Here is a 23,408-nt window from a genome sequence, read left to right as displayed (position 1 = left end):
AAAAATGATTTGATTTTAGGCAAAGTCGAGTACCGAAGCGGAGCGTACTCGTGTACGTGAGCATCGGAACGCAGGCTTTAACGACGAAGATGATCGTTTTTCGCCAAGCTGAGAGTGCTGCCCTTAGGCAGCGATCCCTTCTTCTCTCTTAATCAAGAAAGAATACAGATTGCAATTCTTTTGAAATCGGACTATTATCGGGGTTCGACTTCATGATAGGCGCCATATAGGCCCACCATTTTCGGCAGATTTCGGTTTCTGCGATTTTTTTATAGGCTGCTTTGTCTGGAACTTCCAAATAGGCGAACAGTGTATCTGTTTCTTTATCGAGAAAAATAGAATAATTAGATGCACCATGCTGCTTAAGAGCAGCCTTCATCTCCGGCCACAATTCGTCATGGCGCTTTTTATAATCCTGTTGATTGCCTGGATATAAATACATGATCTCAGCAATTCGTTCCATGCGGTTTCCTCCTTATCCCTCTAAATAGCCTGCTCGAGGGGTGACTTCAAAACGTTCTCCCAACTGACGCAGCTGTTCATCCGTGATAGTTTGCTTGATTTCGCCTTGCGCTTGAACGATCGTGTAGACTTGTGCTGCTTTTTCGGCAGTTTCAATCAGACCAAATGTTTCATCCATATTTTCACCAGATCCATAAATGCCATGGTGCGGCCAGACAACTAATCGATTGGTTTTCATTTTTTCTGCTGTCGCTTCGCCAATCGCATTTGTTCCCGGTACTAGCCAAGGAACAATACCGACTCCTTCTGGGAAAACAACGAGACATTCTGTACACATTTGCCATAAGGTCCTTGTAAGCGCGCGTTCTTCTAATGGGTGTGTGAACGTCATCGCCAGCAAATGCGTTGCGTGGCAGTGCATCACGATCCGATTATTCGGATTGACAGAAAGGCGGGCGATATGACTCATAAAGTGGGCAGGCAATTCACTTGTCGGCAAGCTGCCATTTTCAAGTCCCCATAACACGTCAATACTCTTACCGTCTTTGGCAACGCGAATGATACCTAAGTTTTGGCTCGGTGCAGACGCCACATTTTTGAAGTATTTGCCAGAGCCTGTTGCTAGGAAGTATTTGCCGCTCAGTGCAGAACCGTCAAACTCCATCGGAATATTGCGCTTCGCTTCCGTTATATCCAAGTAAGGTGTCAATTCTTCTTCGTTTAGAAGATAAGTGATATTGCCGCCATTTCGTTCATCCCAGCCTAACCGGTATAAATTAGAAGTCGTTTCGACTATTTCTCTGATAAAAGGTGCCTGTTCGATATTTATTTCCATTTTCCTAGCTCCTATCGTTTCGAAAGTATTGTTTCTTCATATTCTTTTACTTCTTTTAACCAGTCAAGACCGACTGGTACGTCATTTTGTTCACAGAAGTAATTCCAAACATCACCGTAAGGGAAATCTTTGAGTTCTTCTGTAATGACCATTCGATCGGTAAATGCGTTATCGAGCTCCAATTTTTTCAGCTCTGCCGTTGGTTCAAGCAAGGCTTTGAGAAGGGATTTCTGCGTATTGCGTGTGCCCACTACCCAAGCCGCGATCCGATTGATAGTCGCATCGAAGAAATCTAGGCCGATATTCGTCGTTGCAAGCAAGTCATTACGTACGATCTCCCGACCGATCTCAATTAGTTCATCTTCCATCAATACGACATGGTCGCTATCCCAGCGGACCGGTCTGCTGACATGCAGCATAACGCCTTTGCTAAATAGGGCTAACGAAGAAAGTTTATTGGAAATGACTTCTGTTGGATGGAAATGTCCGGCATCCATACAGATCAGTTTATCGCGCGTGATGCCGTAACCCATATAAAATTCATGCGATCCGACGGTATAAGCTTCGGCACCTAGACCGAAAAGTTTACTTTCGACTGCTTCCTGCGTGTATTTTTCGTCTAATTTCTCTGCAAAAATCTCATCTAGCGCTTCCATTAACCGCTTACGTGGCGTTAAGCGATCGATCGGGTTGTCTTTGATACCGTCCGGAACCCAGAAGTTATTGATACTTACTTGTCCTAGTTCTTTACCGAAGTACTCCGCAATCTTGCGCGAACGTTTGCCGTGCTCGATCCAAAAGTCACGTACCTCTTTATCTGGTGAAGCGAGCGTAAAATTATCTTTAAACATCGGATGTGAGAAAAATGTCGGATTGAAATCAAGGCCGATACCGTTTTCCTTTGCCCACTCTACCCATGGCGCAAAATGTTTCGGTTCGATCGTATCAAGATCGACCTTTTCATCTGTATCGACATACATCGCGTGCAGATTGAGTTTGTGCTTGCCTGGTATCAAGGAAAATGCTTTATCCAAATCTGCCCGCAGCTGCTTTGGCGAGTGCGCGGCGCCGGGATAATTACCTGTTGCCATGATTCCGCCGGTAAGCTCTCCGTCCGGGTTCAGGAACCCTTTAACATCGTCTCCCTGCCAGCAATGTACGGAAATTTTTACATTCTTTAATTTTTGGAGTGCCTTGTCTGTATCTACGCCGATCTCCGCATAGCGTGCCTTTGCATCTTGATATCTTTTTTCTACTTCACTCATTTTCAGTTCCTCCTTCTTAGGTCTCATATCACTGATTTTCGTTTTTTTAATGCGGCTAATTCCTGCATTTCTTCTGGTTCAAAAAGCTTGATCGCAAATGAATTGCGAATTAAATTTCGTGCTTCAGCAACATTTTGCAGCTCATTTCTAGTGATCATCTGCACGATGATATTGCCGATCGCAGTTGCTTCCCCCGGGCCGGCATATACCGGGAGCCCGGTTAAATTAGCAGTCAGCTGATTTAGCACCGCTGCATTGCTCCCTCCGCCTACAATATGGATCTTATTCACTTTCTTATCCGTTATTTTTTCCATTTTTTTCAGTTCTTGGGCATAGAGGATCGCCAAACTTCCATATACACAATTTGTGAGTTCTCCGATTGTTTCTGGAACGGTCTGATTCGTTTCTCGGCAATAAGCTTGGATCTCAGCAATCATATCCGTGGGATTATTGAAACGCGGATCGTTCACGTCGATGACTTGTTTGAAAAATGGTGATTCAGCAGCTTCTTCTGCCATTTCTTGGTAGCTGTACTTGTAGTCCGAAAGCCGGGCGATCTCTTGGATGATCCATAATCCCATGATGTTTTTTAAAAAACGGTAAGTTCCATATGCGCCCCACTCATTGGTATAATTTTCTGAAAAAGCAGCTTCGCTCGTAATCGGTGCATGGATCTCCATCCCTAGCAGCGACCACGTCCCGCTGCTTAGGAAAGCCCAGTCATCCCCTTCCGCAGGGGTTCCGACTACAGCAGAGGCAGTATCATGTGTCGCCACTGTGACGACGTGGCAGTCTGGAATCGAAAATCGTTCCTGCCACGACGCTTTTAACTTGCCAAGCGGGGTACCCGCGTCCACTAACGGAGCAAACTTCGAGGCATCGATGTTCAATTGTGCCAAGAGGTCTTTATCAAATATCTGTTCTCGAAGATTAAGCATCTGCGTTGTCGAAGAATTCGTGGTTTCTGCCGCCATTTTCCCTGTCAGCACATAGCCGATATAATCTGGGATCAATAAGATCTTCTCTGCTTTTTTGAGCAGTTTTTTATTCTCCACATAAAGTTGATAAAGCGTATTTAATTCTAAAAATTGGATGCCCGTCTTTTGATAGATATAATTTTTCGGGTAGCTCGATGTGAGCTCGCCGATCTTATCAACGGTTCGTGTATCGCGATAGCTGATTGGATCAGTTAATTTTTCGCCGTCTTCGCCAACGAGTACATAATCGACTCCCCATGTATCGATGCCGACGATACACGTATCGATATTTCTTTGTTTTACTTTTTCCAGACCAGTCAAAATCTCTTGGATAAGCGTATCGATTTCCCACCGGTCATGTCCCTCCCGGCAGGAAAAGCCATTTTTGAACCGGTGGATTTCTTCTAAATGAAGCTTTCCTGCTTCGATATTCCCCAAGATCAGCCGACCGCTCGAAGCTCCTATATCGATCGCCACATAGTATTCCACATCATTCACTTCCTTTTATTTTCAGCTTAGTTCCTGCCACCTTTTCTTTTTCGCCATAGCGTTCTGCAGTAATATCGTCAAGCGACCGATTACGTGTATTCGGCGTCCAGATAACGCCAATAATAAGCGAGGCTGCCAGCAACGCGATCATGATCGTCCCAGCCACGACAAAGCCAAGGTTAGTTAAAATAATTGGGAAGAAGATCGACCAGAAACCGGCACTCCCGCGGACAATGAAAAACATGATCCCCTGCACACCGCCGCGATATTTTGTCGGGAAAAGTTCCGTCGACCAGAGTGCGTAAAACGCCTGCGCACCGATTCCTGCTGAGATCCCCCATAATACGACAAATGTCCATAATCCAAGCCAAGACATGCCGACATATGTCAAAACAACCCAAGATGCAAGCGCCATTGCTGCACCGACGAAAAACAGCCACCGGTGACTGACGCGATCGCCAAGACGAGCAAAACCGTAATAAGTTGCAGCAGCTGTCAGTATCCAAAGTACCGCTTGCAATAGATTTGCCTGCGTATTGGTCAAACCACCGACAGTCTCGTAAACATATGGCATAAAGAAGCCCATTGCTCCGGCCACCAGATTCCAAAACATATACACGCCAACCAAGAATAAGATCGATTTGATATTGACGAAATTAGCAAACACATCTTTAAATTGATGTTCTACTTCCACTAATGGATCTTTCATTTTCTCCTGTTCCGCTTCCCAGTCTTTCGATTCCTCCAATTTGCGCTGCATCATCCAAGCTATAAACGCTACCACAAACAAGGATAGAAATAGTAAGCGGTTACCTAATAGACCAAGCGGCGAGACGATGATCCCTAAGGTAAAGATGATCGCCGGTCCACATGACCAAGCAAATTGCGAGATCCCGATGTTTCTGGCACGAGCTTTCGGCTCTGCCATTTCTGATAAATAGGTCCATGATGCCGGTACGCCAGCCCCTACAGAAAGCCCTGTAATAAGAAATCCTATTAATAACATTGTAAAATTCATGGCAAACATAATGATCGCTACGCCCAACATATAAATCAGCATGTTGTAGGTATAGATAAATTTCCGTCCGAACTTATCGGCTAAATGACCGCCGACTAATGCACCAAAAGCAGAACCGAACGCATTTGCGCTGATTGCCCCTAAAAGGCCGACCGCAAAACTACTCAAACCAAATTCTGATGCCCATAATGTCAATCCGCTGGCCCCTGCCACAATACAACCCGAGTCCAAGTAATTCGTTAATGAAACAGCAATCGTTCCTTTTTTGCTTTTCTGCGAGTCCATACTCATAATGTTAATAACCCTCCTACATATTTTATTTAAGCGCTTACTTACAATATAGTTTTCAATGATTGCGTTTTCAATATCGTAAATCTATAATAAAAGTATCGAATATACAGGAGGAATAGTAATGGATCCCAAAATAAAAGAACAGTTATTCCGGCTCAACCCGCATGAGATCGCCCAAAAAGAAACCGGCACGTTCATTATGGATTATCCGAAAAAATCGTTTTCCGAAGAAAATGGCGAAATAAATATGTTGAACCGTTATTTTTTTAAAAATAAAGATATTCGGGTCAGCAAGCATAACCGCTATGCCGACTATCCCTATCATTCGCATCAATTTTTGGAATTGAATTATATGCTTAGCGGTAGCTGCTGCCAGATCATCGAAGGAAAGGAAGCACTGCTGCAAGAAGGCGAACTTCTCCTTCTCGATACTGGCTGCCATCACTCGATCAAGGCAACCGGCGATCAGGATATTTTGATCAATATCCTTTTCCGTGACAAAAATATCAATTTGAGTTGGTTAGCAGAAATCAAAAAGAAAAACAGCCTTGTCTATGACTTCTTACTCAATTCTGCCGTAGAAGGCCATTCTTTTAAGAAATATATTATTTTTAAAAGTACAAATATTCCGCATATCAAACAGATCCTTGATCAGATCATCACCGAATATTTCCGCAATGAAGCTTTTTCAACGAAGATAATTACTTTTTATCTGCCGATCCTTTTTACCGAACTAGTGCGAAAATGCGACACCTATCTTTCCGATACCGTCATGAACCATGCAATCAGCTCTAATACCATTATTCTTTCTGCATTAAGACTGATTGAGAAAGAATACCGGGAAATCACGCTTAGCTCTACTGCTGAAAAACTCGGCTATAATAAAAATTACTTAAGCAATGTTATCAAAAACAAAACCGGCAGCACCTTTACAGAACTCGTAAATAAACAAAAGATCTTGGCTGCTGATCTATTGATTGAATCCACTACAGCTCCGATCAGTGAGATCATCGAACAAGTCGGCTTTCAAAACAAAACGCATTTCTATAATCTCTATAAAGCGACTTACCACATGCTTCCGCAAGAGCGACGCCAAAAATAATTCACTTCGTTTCCAAGTCCAGTACGACGCTGACCCTTTTGACTCACAAAAATTGGGCTCAAAAAGGATATATATTTCTATCAAAGTGTTCTATTATAATATTGTACAGAGAATCACAATCTTTTTTGCTCACGAAAACACAACGAGCATCGCTGGTTCTCAAAAAATATATAAAAGGACTGATTCGGTATGACTGATTATTCATCTCCAAATTATTTAGCAAAGGTTGATGCGTGGTGGCGGGCAGCAGATTTTATTTCTGTCGGACAATTGTATTTGAAAGGAAATCCATTGCTTCGTAGACCACTTGAAAAAGAAGATCTCAAAGTTCATCCAATTGGCCATTGGGGCACGATCTCCGGTCAAAATTTCATTTATGCGCATTTAAATCGTGTTATCAATAAGTATGATCTGAATATGTTTTACATTGAAGGACCAGGTCACGGCGGTCAAGTAATGGTATCCAATTCTTATCTGGATGGCAGCTATACGGATATTTATCCAACAATCACACAAGATGAAGTTGGTCTGACAAAATTGTATAAACAATTTTCTTTCCCCGGCGGCATTGCTTCTCATGCTGCTCCTGAAACACCTGGTTCCCTTCACGAAGGCGGCGAACTCGGCTACGCGCTCTCTCATGCTACTGGCTCGATCTTAGACAACCCTGACGTGATCGCTGCTACAGTAATTGGCGATGGCGAAGCGGAAACGGGTCCATTATCCGCAGGCTGGTTCTCCAATACCTTTATCAATCCAGTTAATGACGGCGCCGTCCTTCCGATCTTGTATTTAAACGGAGCAAAAATCTCCAATCCGACGATCCTCTCCCGCAAAACGGATAAAGAACTTACCTCCTTTTTCCAAGGATTGGGCTGGGACCCGATTTTCGTTGAAGGAGAAGATCCTGCGAAAGTTCACCCGCTTATGGCAGAAAAACTAGATCAGGCCATCGAGAAAATCAAAGCCATCCAAACAGAAGCACGCAAAGAAGCCGCAGATAAAGCAACAATGCCAACATGGCCAGTGATTCTCTTCCGGACACCAAAAGGCTGGACAGGTCCCAAAGAATGGAATAACGAACCAATTGAAGGAAGCTTCCGCGCCCACCAAGTTCCGATCCCAGTTGATCAGCATCATTTTGATCATGTCGACGCATTGGAAAACTGGCTGCAGTCTTATCGCCCTGAAGAACTGTTCACAGAAGAAGGCTCGTTAAAAGAAGAAATCAAAGCCCTTGCACCAAAAAACCGCATGGCTACGAATCCGATCACGAATGGCGGAATTGATCCGCAACCACTGCGCTTACCTAGTTGGAAAGATTATGCTGTTGAGACTGCAAATAAAGACGTCATTACCCAAGATATGATTGAACTCGGTGGTTTCGTTCGCGATATCGTCAAGGAAAACCCTGATAACTTCCGTATTTTCGGACCGGATGAAACAAAATCAAACCGTTTGAATAAAGTCTTTGAAGTGACCAACCGCCAATGGATGAGCAAAGCAGAATTCCCACGTGACGAATGGTTGGCACCAGCTGGCCGCATCATCGATGGGCAGCTTTCCGAACACCAAGCAGAAGGCTTTTTGGAAGGATACGTCCTCACTGGTAGACATGGCTTTTTCGCCAGCTATGAATCCTTCCTACGCGTTGTCGATTCCATGCTGACCCAGCATTTCAAATGGCTTCGCAAAGCAAAAGAACAAACATGGCGGAACAGTTACCCATCGCTGAATGTGATCGCGACATCGACTGTTTTCCAACAAGATCATAATGGCTATACACATCAAGATCCAGGTGTTTTAACACATCTAGCAGAGAAAAAGCCGGAATTTATCCGCGAATATCTGCCAGCTGATACGAACTCACTGCTTGCAGTCATGAACGAAGCTTTTCGTTCAGAAGAGCTGATCAACTTGATCGTGTCTTCTAAACATCCGCGTCCGCAATTCTATTCTGCTGAAGAAGCAGAAATACTAGTGAAGGACGGCTTGAAAATCATCGACTGGGCCTCCACAGTAAGTGAAGCCGAAGAGCCAGATGTCGTCATTGCTTCTGCCGGTACAGAGCCAAACTTAGAAGCACTTGCAGCGGTCACACTTTTAAATGAAGCCTTCCCTTCCTTGAAGATCCGCTTTATCAATATTGTCGACATTTTGAAATTACGCCATCCGGATATTGATCCGCGCGGCTTGACGGATGAAGAATTCGATCGTTATTTTACAACCGACAAACCGATCATTTTCGCCTTCCACAGCTATGAAGGCATGGTTCGCGACATCTTCTTCAACCGTCACAACCATAACTTGTTCATTCACGGCTACCGCGAAAATGGCGATATCACCACACCATTCGACATGCGTGTCCTTAGCGAAATGGATCGCTTCCACCTTGCAAAAGATGCTGCAGAGGCGGTTTATGGCGAGATTGCAACATCTTTCGTCGCTGAAATGGACGCTGTTTTAAGCAAACATCATCATTTTATCCGCGAAAATGGCGAAGATCTACCAGAGGTGGAAAATTGGAAATGGCAAGCATTGAAGACAGATTTATTGGAAGTATAACTTAAACACAATATGCTTTTAAGAAAGCGTGGAACAGAGAATGTTCCACGCTTTTTCTATTTCAGTGAGGGAGTTGCCTCCCTTATTTTTTCGTGTTTGATTAGAGTTCCTTACCTCCGCCTCATTTAACTGAATTTATATTTTTTTCAGAAAAATCCCTTTATTTCGTTATTTTAATTTGCTATACTCGGAATAACAACTTTAGAAGGAGGCTTTTTATGATTACACTTTTTGCATTTTTAGGAGTAATGGCCGCCATTCTTATTGGAGAATGGCTTTCTACATTTACAAGGGCATTGATTCCGTCATTATTTATCACTGCTTTGATATTTTTGTTTGGATTTTGGACGATCTTTCCCAAAGATATTGTTGCCAAGGCCAGTTTTGGTACAGAATTCGTCAGCCTGTGTGTCCCACTGCTGCTCGTTCACCTCGGCACGAGTATGAGCATCCGCGAGCTTGCTAGCCAGTGGCGTGCGATCATTATCGCTTTGACTGGGGTCTGCGGGACTTTGCTGTTGACGCTCACGATCTGCACCTATCTTTTCGATCTTCCAACCGTGCTTGCTGCTGTGCCGGCAATGGTAGGCGGTATCGTTTCTGCCCTTTTGATGAGCGAGAATTTAAAAGGCTTGGGACTCACTTCTCTAGCTGCCTTGCCTGTCTATATGATCATGTTTCACAGCATTTTCGGCTATCCGATCACCTCTTACATGTTGAAAAAGGAGGCAAGACGTTTGCAGAAGGAACGTGATGAAAATCCGGCTAGTCAGAAAATGACTGTTAGCACGCAAAAAGAACGGCCGAAAGTGATCGATCGGATGCCGGCGGATTATCGGACAAGTGCTTTTATTCTAGTCCGCATGATCCTGGTCGTTTTGGTCGCTTACGGCAGCAGCATTCTGCTCCATAATATCATCAATTTCAATATTCTCTGCTTATTATTCGGGATCGTTTTCAGCGAACTCGGTTTCTTGGAAAAAAATATATTACATAAAGCCGGCGTTTTCAACTGGCTGATGTACGGTTTGACAGCATATATCTTTATGCAGTTGAATACGTCTACCCCAAAAGGATTTATTTCATTTATCCCAGAGATCCTTACGTTGCTTGTGCTCGGAACGATTGGGATGTATATTTTCTCCCTCATTATCTCGAAGCTGCTGAAATTCTCGAAATACATGGGCTTTGCGACAGCTCTGACAGCACTGCTCGGGTTCCCAGCAGACTATATTTTAACAACGGATGTGATCAAAGAACTTGCAAGAGACGAAGAAGAAAAAGAATATATGACGAAACAGATGCTCCCGCCTATGCTCGTCGGTGGATTTGCTACCGTCTCGATCGCTTCGATCATCATTGCTTCCGTCTTCATTAATTTTTTATAAGGAGTGAACTTTATGACAACCATTTTATTCAAGCATGCCAACGTTTTTACAGGAAAAAATACGCAGTTTGAGCCATACGACTTTGCAATCGATACCAAAACCGGAACATTTATCGACCCTTCCTTAGGTAATTATCACGAGGTCGTGGATCTTTCTGGAAAATATGTGATGCCTGGACTTATCAATGCCCATACACATATTATTTTAGATCCTTTCTTCCAAATCGGCGGCTTGTCCTCTGTCAATAGCGTGGAGATCGATTCCGTAGTCAGCACCTATATCGCTGTCCAAAATCTGGAGAAACTATTAAAGCACGGTGTAACCTACATTCGTGATGTCGGTTCTACGTTTAACATCGACCTGCAGTTGTCCAAACTGGAACGAACAAACAAAATCACTGCTCCGGGGATCATCGGTTCCGGCCCCGCCATTGTTATGACAGGCGGGCACGGCAGCGAACTAGGGATCGAATCTGACGGGACTGATGAAACTCGCAAACACGCACGCAAAAACATCAAAAACGGCGCTCGGAATATCAAATTGATGGCAACAGGTGGCGTAAGTATCGATGGCGAGACCCCCACGGATATCCAGCTGAGCATCGAAGAAATGAAGGCCGCTGTGGACGAAGCCCATCATAAAGGCTACACCGCCTGTGCCCATGCACAAGGAACAGAAGGTATCAAAAACGCACTCCATGCCGGCGTCGATTCGATCGAACACGGTATTTATCTCGATGATGAAGCCATTCAAATGATGCTCGATAAACAGACTTTCTTAGTCCCGACATTGATAGCTCCTTGGGCCATCAATCAGCATCCCGAAGCGCTGCCTGCATTCATGGTAAAAAAATCGCAGGAAGTAGCCGAAGCTCACAAGATCAGTATCGGTAAAGCCGCCAAAGCCGGTGTGAAAATCGCAATGGGGACAGATTCTGGAACCCCTTTTAATGATTTTGAAAATGGTTCCGCATTTGAATTGGAATTAATGGTGGATGCCGGATTGTCGCCCTTAGAAGCACTGCAAGCTGCCTCTGTGAATGCCGCTGAGCTGTTGAAGATCGAGGGGCTGACCGGTTCGATCGAAACTGGCAAATTGGCAGATTTTCTTATTATCGACAATGACCCGCTTGCCGATATTCGAGCAGTTCAGGGTGAGAAGATTGTTTATAAAAAAGGGGTGAAGGTACAGTAAGGTTTATGCGGATTCACTTGGGTCCATACGGCAATGACCCCTACCAGGGGAGTCATTGCCGTTTTTCGATTTTTTTGTTCGCTTTTTGAGAGCGTGATTGTTTGACCTATCGACAGTCCCCCCCCGAACAGTACTAGACATAGAATGCGTCACACCAGCTTTCATTACAGCCTTAAAAGCATCCAAACAAGTTCTTCAATATGCCTGTCTTTATCTCTGCGAAACTAGTACTATTGGAAGCCGATTATTGGTCTTCCCGCTTATCTACGATATATGTTAAGTATAAAAAATGGATGTTTCCTGATTCTGTTTAAACAAAATCAAGAAACATCCATTTTTTTCACGCCTAGTTTACTTTTTCAAGGCATCCAAGACTATTTCGGCAATGTCCGTAAACGGGTAAGTATCTTTCTCGTATAATCCGTCTTTAATGCTTAAAGCATGTTGGTGGAAAACATTAAATACCACACTCATATGCAGATTCACCGGTACATCCTTCAAGTAGCCTGCTGAGATTCCTTCCTCTAATAACGTTATAACGATTTTGTTGGTACTTAAAACATCTTCATTCGTGAGGTTCAAGGACTTAATCTGTTCAATAATGGTTAGTCCATCGGGATATTTGATTGAATAATTATAGACAGACCAAATATACGTATCTATTCTCCTTTCGATGGGGATATTTTTATCTGTGAGAGCGATTAAGTCGTGCGTATCTCGGATCCGATCTAACTCCCTCTGATAAGCACTTAACAATAAATCATTTTTATTCTTAAAATAGAGATAAACGTTTGACTGAGCAATTCCCACTAGTTTAGCTACTTTCACTGTGGAAACTTTCGCTATTCCCTCCGTAAGAATAATCTGAGCAGTAGCTTCTTGAATCTTAACTATCTTTGAATCGTCTTTTTTCTTCATATTATTAGTATAAAACTTATTTTTTCATATTTCAACCTTGACAAAGATAGTTCTATCTTTTATAATCTTTTTGGAGATAGAACTATCTTTAAAGTTTTTCCCATTCGAGAAAGGATGATAACGTTGAAAATATTTATTACTGGAGCTACTGGATATGTCGGAACAAAGGTAACAAAAGAATTAGTCGATCTTGGTCATGAGGTAGTGGGACTTGCACGTTCAGAAAATTCAGCTGAAAAACTGCGTACATTAGGTGCTTCTTCTGTAACCGGAGATTTAGAAAGTTTATCTGTATTAACAGAAGCGGCTGCAAATGCTGATGCTGTCTTGCATTTAGGTTTCCAACACAATTTTGATGAATTTGCAAAAGCTGGGCAAGTAGACAAAGCAGCGATTCTAGCATTAGCTGCTGGGATTAAAGGAACAAACAAACCCTTAATAATAACTTCCGGAACAGCGATGATTGGAACGAACGCTAATGAAAAACAAATTTCCGAAGATTACCGGATGCCAGCTGATCAAGAAGCATCTACACCACGAAAATCAGAATACGTTGCTTATGATTTGATTGATGATGGCTACAATGTTGGGATTGTCAGATTAGCACCTAGTGTCCATGGACCCGAAGATCAACATGGATTCGTTAGACAATTGGCTGCAATAGCTGAACAAAATGGCAAATCTGCATACATTGGAGATGGATCCAACCGTTGGAATGCTGTTAGTCAAAAAGACGCTGCTCATTTATTTGTTTTAGCAGTAGATTATTTGCTAAACAAAGAAGTAAAGCTTAGAGTTTTCAATGCCGTAGCTGAGAGTGCCATCACAGCTAAAGAAATAGCTCAAGCAATTGGCGATTATTTGAATGTTCCTACTGTTTCTCTTACGCAAGCAGAATCACAAGAACAACTAGGTTTTCTTGCAGGAATATTCGCTTTAGATGCACCCACTTCCAGTGACCAAACACAAAAAGAGCTAAACTGGACGCCTGTAGAACCAACTTTAATAGCAGATTTAAAAAGCGGTAGTTACTTCAAATAATGGACCTTTAGCTTTGTATTTCTGCTAAAGCTAAACAAATGGATTTGATCTTCTTCCAAATAGGAACGAAGACCAAATCCATTTCTTGTCTATAAATAAGAATTTTTACAAACTGACTTTGCTAATAATAATTATTATACACTTGGCGAAGTTGAGGTAGCTAACGGGCGCTGCTTAGTATAATATTTCCTCCTCAAACCAACCGCTTCCGCATCCACTTCCCGCGATACAACCGCACCGCAAAGATGATGCCTCTGACGAACCATTCAAAACACATTGCTGCCCAAACGCCGAGCAAGCCATATCCTAACGTGATTCCCAAGATATAGCCGAGTACGATCCGAATGCTCCACATCGTGATCAGCGAAACAACTGATGTGAAGGTTGCGTCCCCTGCGGCTCGGAGTGCAGAAGGGGTAATGAAGCTGAGTGGCCAGGCAATGATCCTTGCGACCGAAACCATCAGCAGCAGGACAAAAACTTGTTTTTCAACAGAAGCCGGAACGTGGAACAAGTCAATGAGCCATGGATAGACTGTGATGAGGATGACGCTGGTCAAAAGCGTGGTGATCGAAGAAAGCGCTAAGAAAGATAGCCAGAATTTTCGGACGCTTTTAGTATCTCCTGCCCCGATCGACTGCCCCACGATCGTAACTAATGCAAGCCCTAAGGAGGCCGGAATGATCTCTAGAAGCATGGTCAGTGAGTTGCCGATCGCGTTTGCTGTGAGGGCGAGTGTTCCTAATTGGACGATAAAGATCTGTGTCAGGATTTTTCCGCCGTTGAAGAAGAGCTGCTCGGCGGCAAACGGAAAGCCGATCGACATTACTTTTTTCATGATGTCGAAGTTAAAGGGCGAAAGCCGGGAGAAAGAAAAGTGGATCGATTGAGTCCGCTTGGTCAAATACCAGATCGACACACATCCGCCTAATAAGCGGGCGATATTCAGCGCAATGATCATGCCGACGATCCCTAAATGAAAAACTTGGATAAAGAGCAAGTTGAGAGCCACGTAGCTTAGATTGGTGAGTGCGGAGAGAAACAAAGAAGTTCGGGTATCCGCGACGCCTCGCAAGACACCGCAAGCAGATTCAACGATTGCAAGCGCTGGATAGCTAAGCATCGATCCGATCAGATAGACACTCGCATTTTTCATTACGGCCTCGCTGGAACCTCCAAACAAGCCTTCCAAAAGCGCCCGATGGAAAATCAACACGATAATCGCAAGCACGATGGCGATCCCAAAAACAGCGACCACTGTTGCGACTGCTGAGCGTTCAGCGAGCAATTCATCTCTTTTCCCACGAGCTTGGGCGACCACTACCGTACCCCCAGTCGAAAGTGCAATGAATACACTAATGAAGAAAATATTCAATGATTCGACCATATTGACTGCACTGACGGCTGCGATGCCTGCCGAGCTTATCATTGCTGTATTCAAAAGTGCCATTCCAATAACAAAGCCTTGATCGATGACGATTGGAATTGTTAGCTGAACAACTTCTTTCGACGAGAACAAGTCACTAGAAATAAAATTTTTCCCATATTGCTTTATTCTTGGAAACATAGCAGAATCGATCCTTTCTTTCAATATCTTTTCATTATAGCATTCACTCGCTCGATGTCTAGGAAGGTGATTCTGCTTTTACGCCTTGACAGCGCTCTCTTTTGCCTCTATGATAGAGAACAAAAAATCTCTCTTTTTTTTCAGAGGAAATGGAGTTGTCGCACATGCAACAATTATTCGATTTAGATCAAGTCGCTATATTATGGTTTCAAGAAGAAGCTGGAAATAATCATTTATTGATTTTAGATCCTGCCGACAGCACTTATCCGCTCAGTTTTATCACCAAAGAAGCTGCCTTTCAGCACGCCTGCATGTATGCTGGTGATTGGTATGAAAAGCAGCTGATCACTATTACTAAAACTGCGGTCACTGCCGATAGTTATTTAAAAGCAGCATCGTTATGTATGCAGCAGCTGCATATGGATCATGTAGATGACTTCGAGGTCACAATGGCATTCCGCCAAAAGATCCGAACATTGACATCTCACTATTTACCTAAGTAAGGGAACACGACTAAAGGCTCGGAAAGCAGAGGCTTTAGTCGTGTTTTTTGTCGCTCATAAAATTTGTTCGCCTTTGTAGGTTCCTGAAGGCGAGATATGATGACTTTTCTCGTATTCTCCTGTTTCTTTATTGTAATGGATCGCTGGCGCTGTCAATTTTTTGTTGCCGCGTCTTTTTCTCTTTTTTGCTTTTGAAGTTTTGCGTGCTGGGACTGCCATTCTTTTCCCCTCCTATTTGATTCCTTTATTTTTGCGTTTATTGGTCAAAATAACCTTTAATGCCCGTTTTTTGGTTCTGCTGTTAGGACTTTTCAAACGACGATAAGCACTAGAAAGATCTGCTTTTTCTGACATTGTTATTTCCTCCTCTTTTTTAAATCGTAATCATTACGATTTAAACTTTATCATTGTTTATTCCTTTTTGTCAAGGTTTGTTCTTCGTCTTTCATTCAATGATTGCAATTTAAAGCGAAACAGGTTATACTCCTAAATAATAATGATTACGATTTAGGATGTGTTTCTGTGAAGCAGCTATTCGATTTATATAATATGTCTATTTTGATCCAAGAAGAGACCGCCAGTTATCGCGTGTTAGTTGTCGATATTTACAGCGGCACGCTTATTTATCCTTTCGATACTTTGGATGCAGCGTTAAATCATGCTTTCCAAGAATTACAGGATTGGTTTCAAGAGATTTTAATTGATTTTGAAGAGATGAATAGCCACGATCCGCTTAGTCAAGCTGACTTTGATCGAATGATTGCTTTCCCGCTCAGTCTTGCCGTTCCAAGTGAGCCATTTCAGGAATCATTTGCAGCGCAGCACGTAAAAACGCAGCTCCAAGAAGAAGCTGCGCAAACATGGGAACGGATCGTCCGCTCGAATAGCAAACTCTGATCAGCGGCGGCCGAGTTTTTCCATTACGGCTTGGCGGCTCTGTTTATGATCGACGATTGGAGCGGGATACGTTTTTCCGAGTTCGATATCACATTCAGTAGCCAATTTGGCTTTGTTCTTTTCAGTGTCATGTAGATATGCAGCGGGAACGGCTTTAAAAATCGGCAGATACTGTTTGATATAGGCACCATCCTGATCAAATCGTTCACTTTGCCGGATCGGATTGAACATGCGGAAGTAAGGAACAGCATCGGTTCCAGTTGAAGCAGACCACTGCCAGCCGTTGACGTTGGAGGCATTATCATAGTCGATCAGCTGACTGCGAAAGTAATCTTCTCCCCAACGCCAGTCGATAAAGAGATCTTTTGTCAAAAACTGGGAAACGACCATGCGCATGCGATTGTGCATATAGCCGGTTTGATTTAATTCCTGCATGGCAGCATCCACGATCGGATAACCAGTTTCTCCCTTTTTCCAACGTTCAAAGTTCGCTTTATTCAAAGACCATTCGATTTGACGGTAATTCGGTTTAAAAGACTGCGTGGCCATCTCCGGATAAGTGACCATCAGGACATAGTAAAACTCTCGAAACAGCAGTTCCCGAATAAAAGCTTCGTAGTTTTTTTCATTCGCTTCCCGCTGATCGAGCAACTGATTGAAAATCTGCTGGATGTCGATCAAGCCATAAGCCAGATATACACTAAGCCAACTGGTTTTGATCTCTGCCAGAACTTCCCGATTGGTCTCATACGCTTCGATCGATTCTTTCAAAAATGTCTGCCAATTTGCCGCTGCCTGCTCCTCAGATAACCCGTCATCTGGATAGCTGTGATCAAGATGGCCCGTTCCAGTGACCGCTATCTCACTTAACTGTTTTAGAGAATAGGCAGCAGGTTTTTGGATCGTCACATGTGGCCGATTTGCTTTATAAAAAGGCGTGAATACTTTATAGGGCTCGTCGCCGTTTTTAAAAGTTGCCCGCGGGTGGAAATAATGCTGGACACGAATCGTTTTTATTTTCAAACCAGCGGCTGTTAACTTCTCACGCTGATGCCGAATATCATATTCTTCTTGATGATAACTCATAATATCCCCTGCCATTAGGATCGTATCGATTTTCTGCTTCTGACAGAATTCGGATAATTTTTCATACGTCACTAAGAATGGCCGGATCTCATATTTTGCCAGTTCTGTTAGGAACTGGTTGACTGTTCCAAAGTAAAAAGCTTTTTTTCGTTCACTTGCCCCTTTAAGATCTTCCAGCGGAATAATAAAATAACACGCATCGATCTTAGAACGGTTTTGTTCCACATAGGAAAATAATGGATTATGCTTCGTTCGGAAGACGCGGTTTAAAAGTACACCAAGCTGCATATGGCTACATTCCTCCTTTTGACTGGAATCCCAGATGATAAGACTTCGTCCGGTCGACTACTTGGTTTTGATGATCTAATCCTTTGTCAGTGGCCCGTTTCTGATGAGTCTTTTGGTAAGATGTTGAAGCTTGCCAAGCGTGAAAATCTGCTTCTTCTTCCCACCATGTGATAATGATATAATGACGACTTTGTTCTGGGCGCAATACGCGGATCGCTAGAAAGCCTTTATTTTCACTAAGTCGTCTGGATCGCCCTAAAAAGCGTTTTTCAAAAGCAGCTTCCTGTCCAACTGCTACATAAATATAATTCAACACCGCAAAGCTCTGGACATCAGGAAGCACCCCTTCCCTATCAATACAATTGAATGATTGATCAGCTGTTCCAGCGTTGATGCGGTATACTGTGCTATCATCCGTTTCTAATTTATAACTTGCTGTTTTATTTTTCAATTTGATCGTTCTCATCTCTGCTACCTCCGCTCGCTTTCCTCACCATTTTACTGCTCACATTTCCCTCTTTTCAAACCGCTCAAACCATTTGCGCCCAACTGTTTTCCAGTTTCAACGCATGACCGCTTTCTTTTGATATTCGGTCTAGGGAGGTTTATAATTGACTTGAAGTAAATGTAAGCGCTATTAAGCAAATTTTACTTCAAATCGATTGAAGGAGGTTTTTCTTTTGGTAAAAGATCTAAATGTTTTTGATGCGCATTACCAATTGTTTATCGGCGGGAAGTGGACAGATGGCACGGACGGCAACAAACTCACTTCATACAATCCAAGTAACGGGGAGGCGCTCGCTACTTTCATTGATGCATCAGATCAAGATGTCGATGCCGCTGTAAGTGCAGCCAAAGAAGCGCAGGAAAGTTGGAAGAAGGTTCCTGTAAAAGAAAAAAGCAAGTTACTACTCGACATCGCGGATGCTATCGATGCAAATTTAGATAAGCTCGCTTTAATGGAAACACTCGATAACGGGAAATCACTTCGCGAAACAACGAATGCAGATATCCCGCTTGCAGCCGATCATTTCCGCTATTTTGCAGGTGTGATCCGCAGCGAAGAAGATACGGTAAAACAAATCGATGAAAACACGCTTTCGCTGATCATCAAAGAACCAGTCGGCGTTGTCGGTCAAATCGTGCCATGGAATTTTCCATTCTTAATGGGCGCTTGGAAAATCGCTCCCGCTATCGCAGCAGGGAATGCGGTCGTTATCCATCCATCGTCTAGCACTTCACTTAGTCTACTTGAATTAGGAAAGATCTTAGCAGACATTTTACCTGGTGGCGTTGTCAATATCGTGACCGGAAAAGGTTCCAAATCAGGAGAATATATGCAGCATCACAAAGGCTTCAATAAACTTGCTTTTACTGGTTCTACTTCTGTCGGCAGAAACATCGGCATCGCCGCAGCAGAAAATCTGATTCCGTCCACACTGGAACTTGGCGGAAAATCAGCCAACATTTTCTTTGATGATATGCCATTTGAGCAAGCCATCGAAGGCGCACAAAAAGGGATTCTTTTCAACCAAGGCCAAGTATGTAGCGCTGGTTCACGGATCTTTGTCCAAGAAAATGTCTATGATAAATTCGTCGCTGCACTGAAAGAGCAATTCCAAAAAGTAAAAGTCGGTTTACCATGGGAAGACGGCGTGCAAATGGGGGCGCAGATCAACCAAGGTCAGCTCGATAAGATCCTGGAATACGTGGAGATCGGTAAAAAAGAAGGCGCAAACGTATTGACTGGCGGAGAAAAATTAGAAAACGACAAACTCAAAGATGGCGTCTTTTTAGAACCTACATTGCTGGAAACAACAAACGATACACGAGTAGCGCAAGAAGAGATCTTCGGCCCAGTAGCTACGATCATCAAATTTAAAGATGAAGAAGAAGTGATCAAGCTGGCAAATGATAATGAATACGGCTTGGCGGGCGGCGTTTGGTCCAGAGATATCAATCGGATATTCCGCGTTTCCAAAGCGATCCAAACTGGACGCGTATGGGTCAACACCTACAATGCGTTTGAAGCCGGAACTCCATTTGGCGGTTACAAAAATTCCGGGATCGGCCGCGAAACGCATAAAATGATCTTGGATGCCTATACACAAGCGAAGAATATTTATATCAATTTGAATGAGGAAAAAGAAGGTCTTTATTAAGAGCATAGAAAAAGCACTTCCTGTTATAGCTCGCAACAGGAAGTGCTTTTCTATCTAGGAAACTAACTTAAAAAGCATTCAAATTATTTTGGGGCTGCTCCCCTTTTACGATTCGTTCAATATTTGCTACAAAGAAAGCATACCTTTTTTGATGGATTTTGTAACCATCCGGCATTCCTGCTGTATGTGGCGTAAGAATGACATTTTGCATGTCCCGCAATACGCTATCTTTCGCAAGTGGTTCCTCTTCAAAAACATCTAAACAAGCCCCAGCAATTTCACTTGTCTTTAAAGCCTCGATCAGATCTTGTTCTGCTAAGATCCCGCCCCGCGCCGTATTGATAACAACAGCATTCTTTTTCATTTTTTTAAATGTCGCTGCGTCGATCAGCTTTTTAGTTTGCTGATTTAAAGAAACGTGGACACTGATAATATCCGCTTCACGGATAAGTGTATCAAAGCTGCACATTTTTACAGAACCAGGTGCTGTTCCTGCTGTGTTTCTCGCATAGGCGAATACTTTCATTCCAAAAGCTTGGCAAAAAGCGGCAACTTTTTTGCCGACAGCTCCCATGCCGATAATGCCGATCGTTTTCCCCTCTAGTTCGCTTCCAGCATAGGATAAGCGGTTCTCATCTTCACGATTTTTCATAAAACCATCCAGCTGTGGAATATTTTTAAAATAGGCAAGCATTAATGCCATCACATGTTCTGCCACCGCTTGTGCGTTTACTCCAGCAGCATTAGCGACCCGTACGCCGAACTTTGTACAAGCATCCACATCGACATTATCGAATCCTGCGCCAGTTTGAATGAATTTCAATTCTTTTGCCGTTGCAAGCAATTCTTCATCCACTTGGATGTGCTCTGGAATAAGAACTTCACAATCTTCTAAATGTTTCATCATTTCTTCTCCAGGCGGAAGAATAACTACCGCCCACTTTTTCGGAAAAAGCGATAAAATGATTTCTTTTGTTTGCTTCGTAAATTCGCCCACTATCAAAACTTTCATACCCTTAACCACCTTTTCAGTTTAGCGTCCTATTACGACTTATGCTGAGCCCCTGTATAATACTCATTATATATTACCTTTTTACAAATTCCACTATCCTTGCTCTCATTACAGATCGTGCTTTTTTTCACATTAAAAAGCCGGTTTCCACCATGAGATCCACCTGCATTTCTTAAAATCCTATGGTATGATTATACAGTCATTTCCCAGCAGGAAAAGCGTACAGCTATTTTTAGGGAGTTGGATCTATCATGTTAATTATTATCACTATGGTTATTTTAGGATTACTATTGGGATTTGTAGGGGCAGGAGGCGCGGGCGTTACACTTGCCATACTTGTTTCATTCTTCAACATTCCCATCCATGTAGCAATCGGAACCTCTTTATTGGGGTTGATCTCCACAGCTTTATTTGGTTCCATCAGTCATACCAGAGAAAAAAATATCGACTTTAAAATCGGAAGTTTCCTAGGATTGTCTGGTGGCATTGGAGCACTTATTGCCTCTTTCTGCGTTAAATATATACCAGAATCCAATTTGAGTTTATTAACTTCTATCGCTTTAATTTCATCTAGTATTATTTTATGGATCAGGATCTCTATTATGACGAACGGAAAAGAAAAAAATCTCCGCTTGAAAAGCATTATTCTGCGAGCTTTGTTTTTTGGTATTATTTTAGGAAGTATCTCCGGGCTATTCGGAATCGCATCTTCTGCTTTTATTCAAATCACACTACTACTCGTCTTTGGTCTTGATCTCCGAAAGTCGGCTGGAACTACAATGTTAGTAATTTTGCCTATTTCGTTGATTGGTGGTATCGGATACATTGCCAATGGCTATATCGATGTTTTGCTACTGATAAAAGTAATACTTGGAACTTCGATCGGTACTTATATAGGGGCTAAGTTCACTAATAGATTGAGTCCGCTGATCTTGAAAATCGCCATGATCTCTGTCCCGCTAATTGGTGCTATTATCTTGATTTCAACCCATAACTAAAGTTTTTTTCGATCGCTTTGACCGCAAACAGCTCCTTTCTCGTTTATGACAGCGGATACGGGGTATCCACTAATACATAAAACAAAAAAGGAGCAAAAAACCATGGAAATCAAATTAGCAGACCTTGATTATCCCCCGTTCGTTCGCTTGATTGAAGAACACACGAAAGACATGTACGAAGATGTTCCGGAAGAGTATGATACAGCGATCAATATGGAAAATCTTCCTGACGAAAACGTCACATTTTGGAGCGTATTCGATGGCGATCAGTTAGCTGGTTGCGGCGCTTTAAAAGAACTAGGTGCGACACATGGGGAGATCAAATCAATCAAGACTCACCCGGATCATTTGCAAAAAGGCGTCGCCTCTCTGCTGATGGACTTTTTAACACAAGAAGCACAGCGGCGCGGTTACACGCGACTCAGCTTGGAAACAGGCACAACAGACGATTTCATTCCTGCCAGAGCGCTTTATGAAAAACTAGGATTTACTTACTGCGAGAGCTATTTAGACGGTCCAGCCGATCCGGAAAGTGTATTTATGACGAAAGTGCTTGACCCTTTATAGATTGATATCTGTCGGTGCCGGCAAGCTTGTCTTCTCATTATAGTTCATGAAGTCAGCATGAATAGCCATTTCTACTCTTTGACCGCTTTTTTCAGCCGTTACTTTTTGCGTTACTTGCTTCAAGTATTTTTTCTTCGCATCAACCGTGTAGGTCAGTACCAGTTTACTTTCAGAAGGCGGAATACTGGCAAGGCGAAGATTGTAGAAAGACCTGATTTTTTCAAACAGCTTTTCTCCTGTTCCAGTAAATGTAAATACATAATCATTGCCTTGCTTTTTCATTTTAAAGTCATCTGCCGTATTCGTGAACATATCGACTGCCGGAATATACGTCGTTTCGGTTTGCAAAGTCCCATTTCCGGAAATATCCTGCCAAGTGCCGCCTGACGATCTGATGTAGATTTTCTCCCCAGCAGCATACGTTTCTACTTCGCGGCTGCCTTGTTTCACGTTGGAAAGCAATTCCTTCAACACGCCGTCCTTATAAGTCATCTCCCCAGCGACTTCCGAATTATTCGTTTGCGGCGATGCCCCCACGACCCCGCCGGTTACTTTCACTTCGGCACCAGCTTGTTGTTTGATATACGTGACGTTATCCTCCGATTTGCGAACGATCTCGATCACATCTTGTTTCGTCAAAGTCTTTGGACGCTCTTTTGGTGGTGATTCCGCAGCTCCCTTACATCCACTGAGCACAAAGAGTCCCACAACGACAAGTAATACCCACCCTATTTTTTTCATCTTTCTCCCTCCTTTTTTGAAAGCCATTACAGTAATTACTTT

General features: G+C 43.0%; 23 protein-coding genes. 10 read left to right on the top strand and 13 right to left on the bottom strand.

Annotated features, from left to right (window positions below; all coding sequences use genetic code 11):
* Window positions 1-148: 148 nt before the first annotated feature.
* The 5 genes from rhaM to EL241_RS02045 are packed head-to-tail and all read right to left on the bottom strand — an operon-like array spanning window position 149 to window position 5,331.
* Window positions 149-463, bottom strand: coding sequence for an L-rhamnose mutarotase (gene rhaM / locus EL241_RS02065; protein ID WP_036108333.1), 315 nt, complete (start codon window positions 461-463; stop codon window positions 149-151).
* Between the two features lie 12 nt (window positions 464-475).
* Window positions 476-1,297 (bottom strand): rhamnulose-1-phosphate aldolase, encoded by an 822-nt coding sequence (rhaD, locus tag EL241_RS02060; protein WP_036108336.1) that lies wholly within the window; start codon window positions 1,295-1,297, stop codon window positions 476-478.
* A gap of 11 nt (window positions 1,298-1,308) precedes the next feature.
* Complete coding sequence (gene rhaA, locus EL241_RS02055) at window positions 1,309-2,562, bottom strand: L-rhamnose isomerase (protein ID WP_036108374.1); 1,254 nt, start codon at window positions 2,560-2,562, stop codon at window positions 1,309-1,311.
* A gap of 23 nt (window positions 2,563-2,585) precedes the next feature.
* Window positions 2,586-4,028 (bottom strand): rhamnulokinase, encoded by a 1,443-nt coding sequence (gene rhaB, locus EL241_RS02050; protein WP_126320306.1) that lies wholly within the window; start codon window positions 4,026-4,028, stop codon window positions 2,586-2,588.
* Between the two features lies 1 nt (window position 4,029).
* Complete coding sequence (locus tag EL241_RS02045) at window positions 4,030-5,331, bottom strand: MFS transporter (protein ID WP_197721057.1); 1,302 nt, start codon at window positions 5,329-5,331, stop codon at window positions 4,030-4,032.
* Between the two features lie 127 nt (window positions 5,332-5,458).
* Here EL241_RS02045 and EL241_RS02040 point away from each other — a divergent pair, with 127 nt between their 5' ends.
* The 4 genes from EL241_RS02040 to EL241_RS02025 all read left to right on the top strand — a co-directional run bounded on the left by EL241_RS02040 (window position 5,459) and on the right by EL241_RS02025 (window position 11,586).
* Window positions 5,459-6,439: an AraC family transcriptional regulator gene (locus tag EL241_RS02040; protein ID WP_126320305.1), complete on the top strand. Its 981-nt coding sequence runs from the start codon at window positions 5,459-5,461 to the stop codon at window positions 6,437-6,439.
* A gap of 189 nt (window positions 6,440-6,628) precedes the next feature.
* Entirely contained in the window at window positions 6,629-9,004 is a 2,376-nt protein-coding gene (locus EL241_RS02035; protein ID WP_036108341.1) for a phosphoketolase family protein, read from the top strand.
* A 218-nt stretch (window positions 9,005-9,222) separates the two neighbouring features.
* A complete protein-coding gene (locus tag EL241_RS02030; RefSeq protein WP_036108344.1) occupies window positions 9,223-10,392 on the top strand; it encodes a hypothetical protein in 1,170 nt (389 codons plus the stop codon).
* 12 nt (window positions 10,393-10,404) lie between these two features.
* On the top strand, window positions 10,405-11,586 hold the full coding sequence (locus tag EL241_RS02025) for a metal-dependent hydrolase family protein (protein WP_036108347.1): 1,182 nt from the start codon (window positions 10,405-10,407) through the stop codon (window positions 11,584-11,586).
* Between the two features lie 351 nt (window positions 11,587-11,937).
* Here the strand turns inward: EL241_RS02025 and EL241_RS02020 are convergent, their stop codons facing one another.
* Window positions 11,938-12,504: a TetR/AcrR family transcriptional regulator gene (locus EL241_RS02020; RefSeq protein WP_036108350.1), complete on the bottom strand. Its 567-nt coding sequence runs from the start codon at window positions 12,502-12,504 to the stop codon at window positions 11,938-11,940.
* A gap of 123 nt (window positions 12,505-12,627) precedes the next feature.
* On the opposite strand from EL241_RS02020, the gene EL241_RS02015 reads away from it, so the two are divergent.
* Entirely contained in the window at window positions 12,628-13,545 is a 918-nt protein-coding gene (locus EL241_RS02015) for an SDR family oxidoreductase (protein WP_036108353.1), read from the top strand.
* A 193-nt stretch (window positions 13,546-13,738) separates the two neighbouring features.
* On the opposite strand, the gene EL241_RS02010 is transcribed toward EL241_RS02015, so the two are convergent.
* The gene (locus tag EL241_RS02010) at window positions 13,739-15,112 is read right to left on the bottom strand and encodes an MATE family efflux transporter (RefSeq protein WP_036108356.1); all 1,374 of its coding nucleotides are present in this window, start codon (window positions 15,110-15,112) and stop codon (window positions 13,739-13,741) included.
* 164 nt (window positions 15,113-15,276) lie between these two features.
* Here EL241_RS02010 and EL241_RS02005 point away from each other — a divergent pair, with 164 nt between their 5' ends.
* Window positions 15,277-15,615 (top strand): hypothetical protein, encoded by a 339-nt coding sequence (locus EL241_RS02005; RefSeq protein WP_036108357.1) that lies wholly within the window; start codon window positions 15,277-15,279, stop codon window positions 15,613-15,615.
* A gap of 54 nt (window positions 15,616-15,669) precedes the next feature.
* Here EL241_RS02005 and rpmF read toward each other — a convergent pair whose 3' ends face one another.
* Window positions 15,670-15,834, bottom strand: a complete 165-nt coding sequence (gene rpmF, locus EL241_RS02000) for a 50S ribosomal protein L32 (RefSeq protein WP_036108360.1) — start codon at window positions 15,832-15,834, stop codon at window positions 15,670-15,672.
* A 12-nt stretch (window positions 15,835-15,846) separates the two neighbouring features.
* Complete coding sequence (locus EL241_RS13595; RefSeq protein ID WP_003757483.1) at window positions 15,847-15,969, bottom strand: putative metal homeostasis protein; 123 nt, start codon at window positions 15,967-15,969, stop codon at window positions 15,847-15,849.
* Between the two features lie 168 nt (window positions 15,970-16,137).
* Here EL241_RS13595 and EL241_RS01995 point away from each other — a divergent pair, with 168 nt between their 5' ends.
* On the top strand, window positions 16,138-16,512 hold the full coding sequence (locus tag EL241_RS01995; protein WP_036108363.1) for a hypothetical protein: 375 nt from the start codon (window positions 16,138-16,140) through the stop codon (window positions 16,510-16,512).
* Here EL241_RS01995 and EL241_RS01990 read toward each other — a convergent pair whose 3' ends face one another.
* Both EL241_RS01990 and EL241_RS01985 read right to left on the bottom strand, forming a co-directional pair.
* On the bottom strand, window positions 16,513-17,886 hold the full coding sequence (locus tag EL241_RS01990; RefSeq protein WP_036108367.1) for a cryptochrome/photolyase family protein: 1,374 nt from the start codon (window positions 17,884-17,886) through the stop codon (window positions 16,513-16,515).
* Between the two features lie 4 nt (window positions 17,887-17,890).
* Window positions 17,891-18,352: an antibiotic biosynthesis monooxygenase family protein gene (locus EL241_RS01985; RefSeq protein ID WP_052009305.1), complete on the bottom strand. Its 462-nt coding sequence runs from the start codon at window positions 18,350-18,352 to the stop codon at window positions 17,891-17,893.
* Between the two features lie 214 nt (window positions 18,353-18,566).
* Here EL241_RS01985 and EL241_RS01980 point away from each other — a divergent pair, with 214 nt between their 5' ends.
* Entirely contained in the window at window positions 18,567-20,048 is a 1,482-nt protein-coding gene (locus EL241_RS01980) for an aldehyde dehydrogenase family protein (RefSeq protein WP_036108370.1), read from the top strand.
* Between the two features lie 67 nt (window positions 20,049-20,115).
* Here the strand turns inward: EL241_RS01980 and EL241_RS01975 are convergent, their stop codons facing one another.
* Window positions 20,116-21,060 carry an NAD(P)-dependent oxidoreductase gene (locus tag EL241_RS01975; protein WP_036103680.1) on the bottom strand — a complete coding sequence of 315 codons (945 nt, stop codon included), beginning with the start codon at window positions 21,058-21,060 and terminating at the stop codon, window positions 20,116-20,118.
* Window positions 21,061-21,311: 251 nt separating this feature from the next.
* Here EL241_RS01975 and EL241_RS01970 point away from each other — a divergent pair, with 251 nt between their 5' ends.
* On the top strand, window positions 21,312-22,058 hold the full coding sequence (locus EL241_RS01970; protein WP_036103678.1) for a sulfite exporter TauE/SafE family protein: 747 nt from the start codon (window positions 21,312-21,314) through the stop codon (window positions 22,056-22,058).
* Between the two features lie 102 nt (window positions 22,059-22,160).
* Window positions 22,161-22,625, top strand: coding sequence for a GNAT family N-acetyltransferase (locus tag EL241_RS01965; RefSeq protein WP_036103675.1), 465 nt, complete (start codon window positions 22,161-22,163; stop codon window positions 22,623-22,625).
* Here the strand turns inward: EL241_RS01965 and EL241_RS01960 are convergent.
* Window positions 22,620-23,366 carry a DUF6612 family protein gene (locus EL241_RS01960; RefSeq protein ID WP_036103672.1) on the bottom strand — a complete coding sequence of 249 codons (747 nt, stop codon included), beginning with the start codon at window positions 23,364-23,366 and terminating at the stop codon, window positions 22,620-22,622. The genes EL241_RS01965 and EL241_RS01960 overlap by 6 nt on opposite strands.
* Window positions 23,367-23,408: the final 42 nt, after the last annotated feature.

Origin of the sequence: Listeria grayi (assembly GCF_900638015.1) — a bacterium.
GTDB lineage: Bacteria > Bacillota > Bacilli > Lactobacillales > Listeriaceae > Listeria > Listeria grayi.
Note: the sequence above shows the minus strand (reverse complement) of the source record. Positions and strands in the feature narration are given on the sequence as shown.

Bases quoted from the DNA above. Each gene is read 5' to 3' on its own strand.
- rhaM (WP_036108333.1), bottom strand. From the start codon at position 463: ATGGAACGAATTGCTGAGATCATGTATTTATATCCAGGCAATCAACAG.
- rhaD (WP_036108336.1), bottom strand. From the start codon at position 1,297: ATGGAAATAAATATCGAACAGGCACCTTTTATCAGAGAAATAGTCGAA.
- rhaA (WP_036108374.1), bottom strand. From the start codon at position 2,562: ATGAGTGAAGTAGAAAAAAGATATCAAGATGCAAAGGCACGCTATGCG.
- EL241_RS02045 (WP_197721057.1), bottom strand. From the start codon at position 5,331: ATGGACTCGCAGAAAAGCAAAAAAGGAACGATTGCTGTTTCATTAACG.
- EL241_RS02040 (WP_126320305.1), top strand. From the start codon at position 5,459: ATGGATCCCAAAATAAAAGAACAGTTATTCCGGCTCAACCCGCATGAG.
- EL241_RS02035 (WP_036108341.1), top strand. From the start codon at position 6,629: ATGACTGATTATTCATCTCCAAATTATTTAGCAAAGGTTGATGCGTGG.
- EL241_RS02030 (WP_036108344.1), top strand. From the start codon at position 9,223: ATGATTACACTTTTTGCATTTTTAGGAGTAATGGCCGCCATTCTTATT.
- EL241_RS02025 (WP_036108347.1), top strand. From the start codon at position 10,405: ATGACAACCATTTTATTCAAGCATGCCAACGTTTTTACAGGAAAAAAT.
- EL241_RS02020 (WP_036108350.1), bottom strand. From the start codon at position 12,504: ATGAAGAAAAAAGACGATTCAAAGATAGTTAAGATTCAAGAAGCTACT.
- EL241_RS02010 (WP_036108356.1), bottom strand. From the start codon at position 15,112: ATGTTTCCAAGAATAAAGCAATATGGGAAAAATTTTATTTCTAGTGAC.
- EL241_RS02005 (WP_036108357.1), top strand. From the start codon at position 15,277: ATGCAACAATTATTCGATTTAGATCAAGTCGCTATATTATGGTTTCAA.
- rpmF (WP_036108360.1), bottom strand. From the start codon at position 15,834: ATGGCAGTCCCAGCACGCAAAACTTCAAAAGCAAAAAAGAGAAAAAGA.
- EL241_RS13595 (WP_003757483.1), bottom strand. From the start codon at position 15,969: ATGTCAGAAAAAGCAGATCTTTCTAGTGCTTATCGTCGTTTGAAAAGT.
- EL241_RS01990 (WP_036108367.1), bottom strand. From the start codon at position 17,886: ATGCAGCTTGGTGTACTTTTAAACCGCGTCTTCCGAACGAAGCATAAT.
- EL241_RS01985 (WP_052009305.1), bottom strand. From the start codon at position 18,352: ATGAGAACGATCAAATTGAAAAATAAAACAGCAAGTTATAAATTAGAA.
- EL241_RS01975 (WP_036103680.1), bottom strand. From the start codon at position 21,060: ATGAAAGTTTTGATAGTGGGCGAATTTACGAAGCAAACAAAAGAAATC.
- EL241_RS01970 (WP_036103678.1), top strand. From the start codon at position 21,312: ATGTTAATTATTATCACTATGGTTATTTTAGGATTACTATTGGGATTT.
- EL241_RS01965 (WP_036103675.1), top strand. From the start codon at position 22,161: ATGGAAATCAAATTAGCAGACCTTGATTATCCCCCGTTCGTTCGCTTG.
- EL241_RS01960 (WP_036103672.1), bottom strand. From the start codon at position 23,366: ATGAAAAAAATAGGGTGGGTATTACTTGTCGTTGTGGGACTCTTTGTG.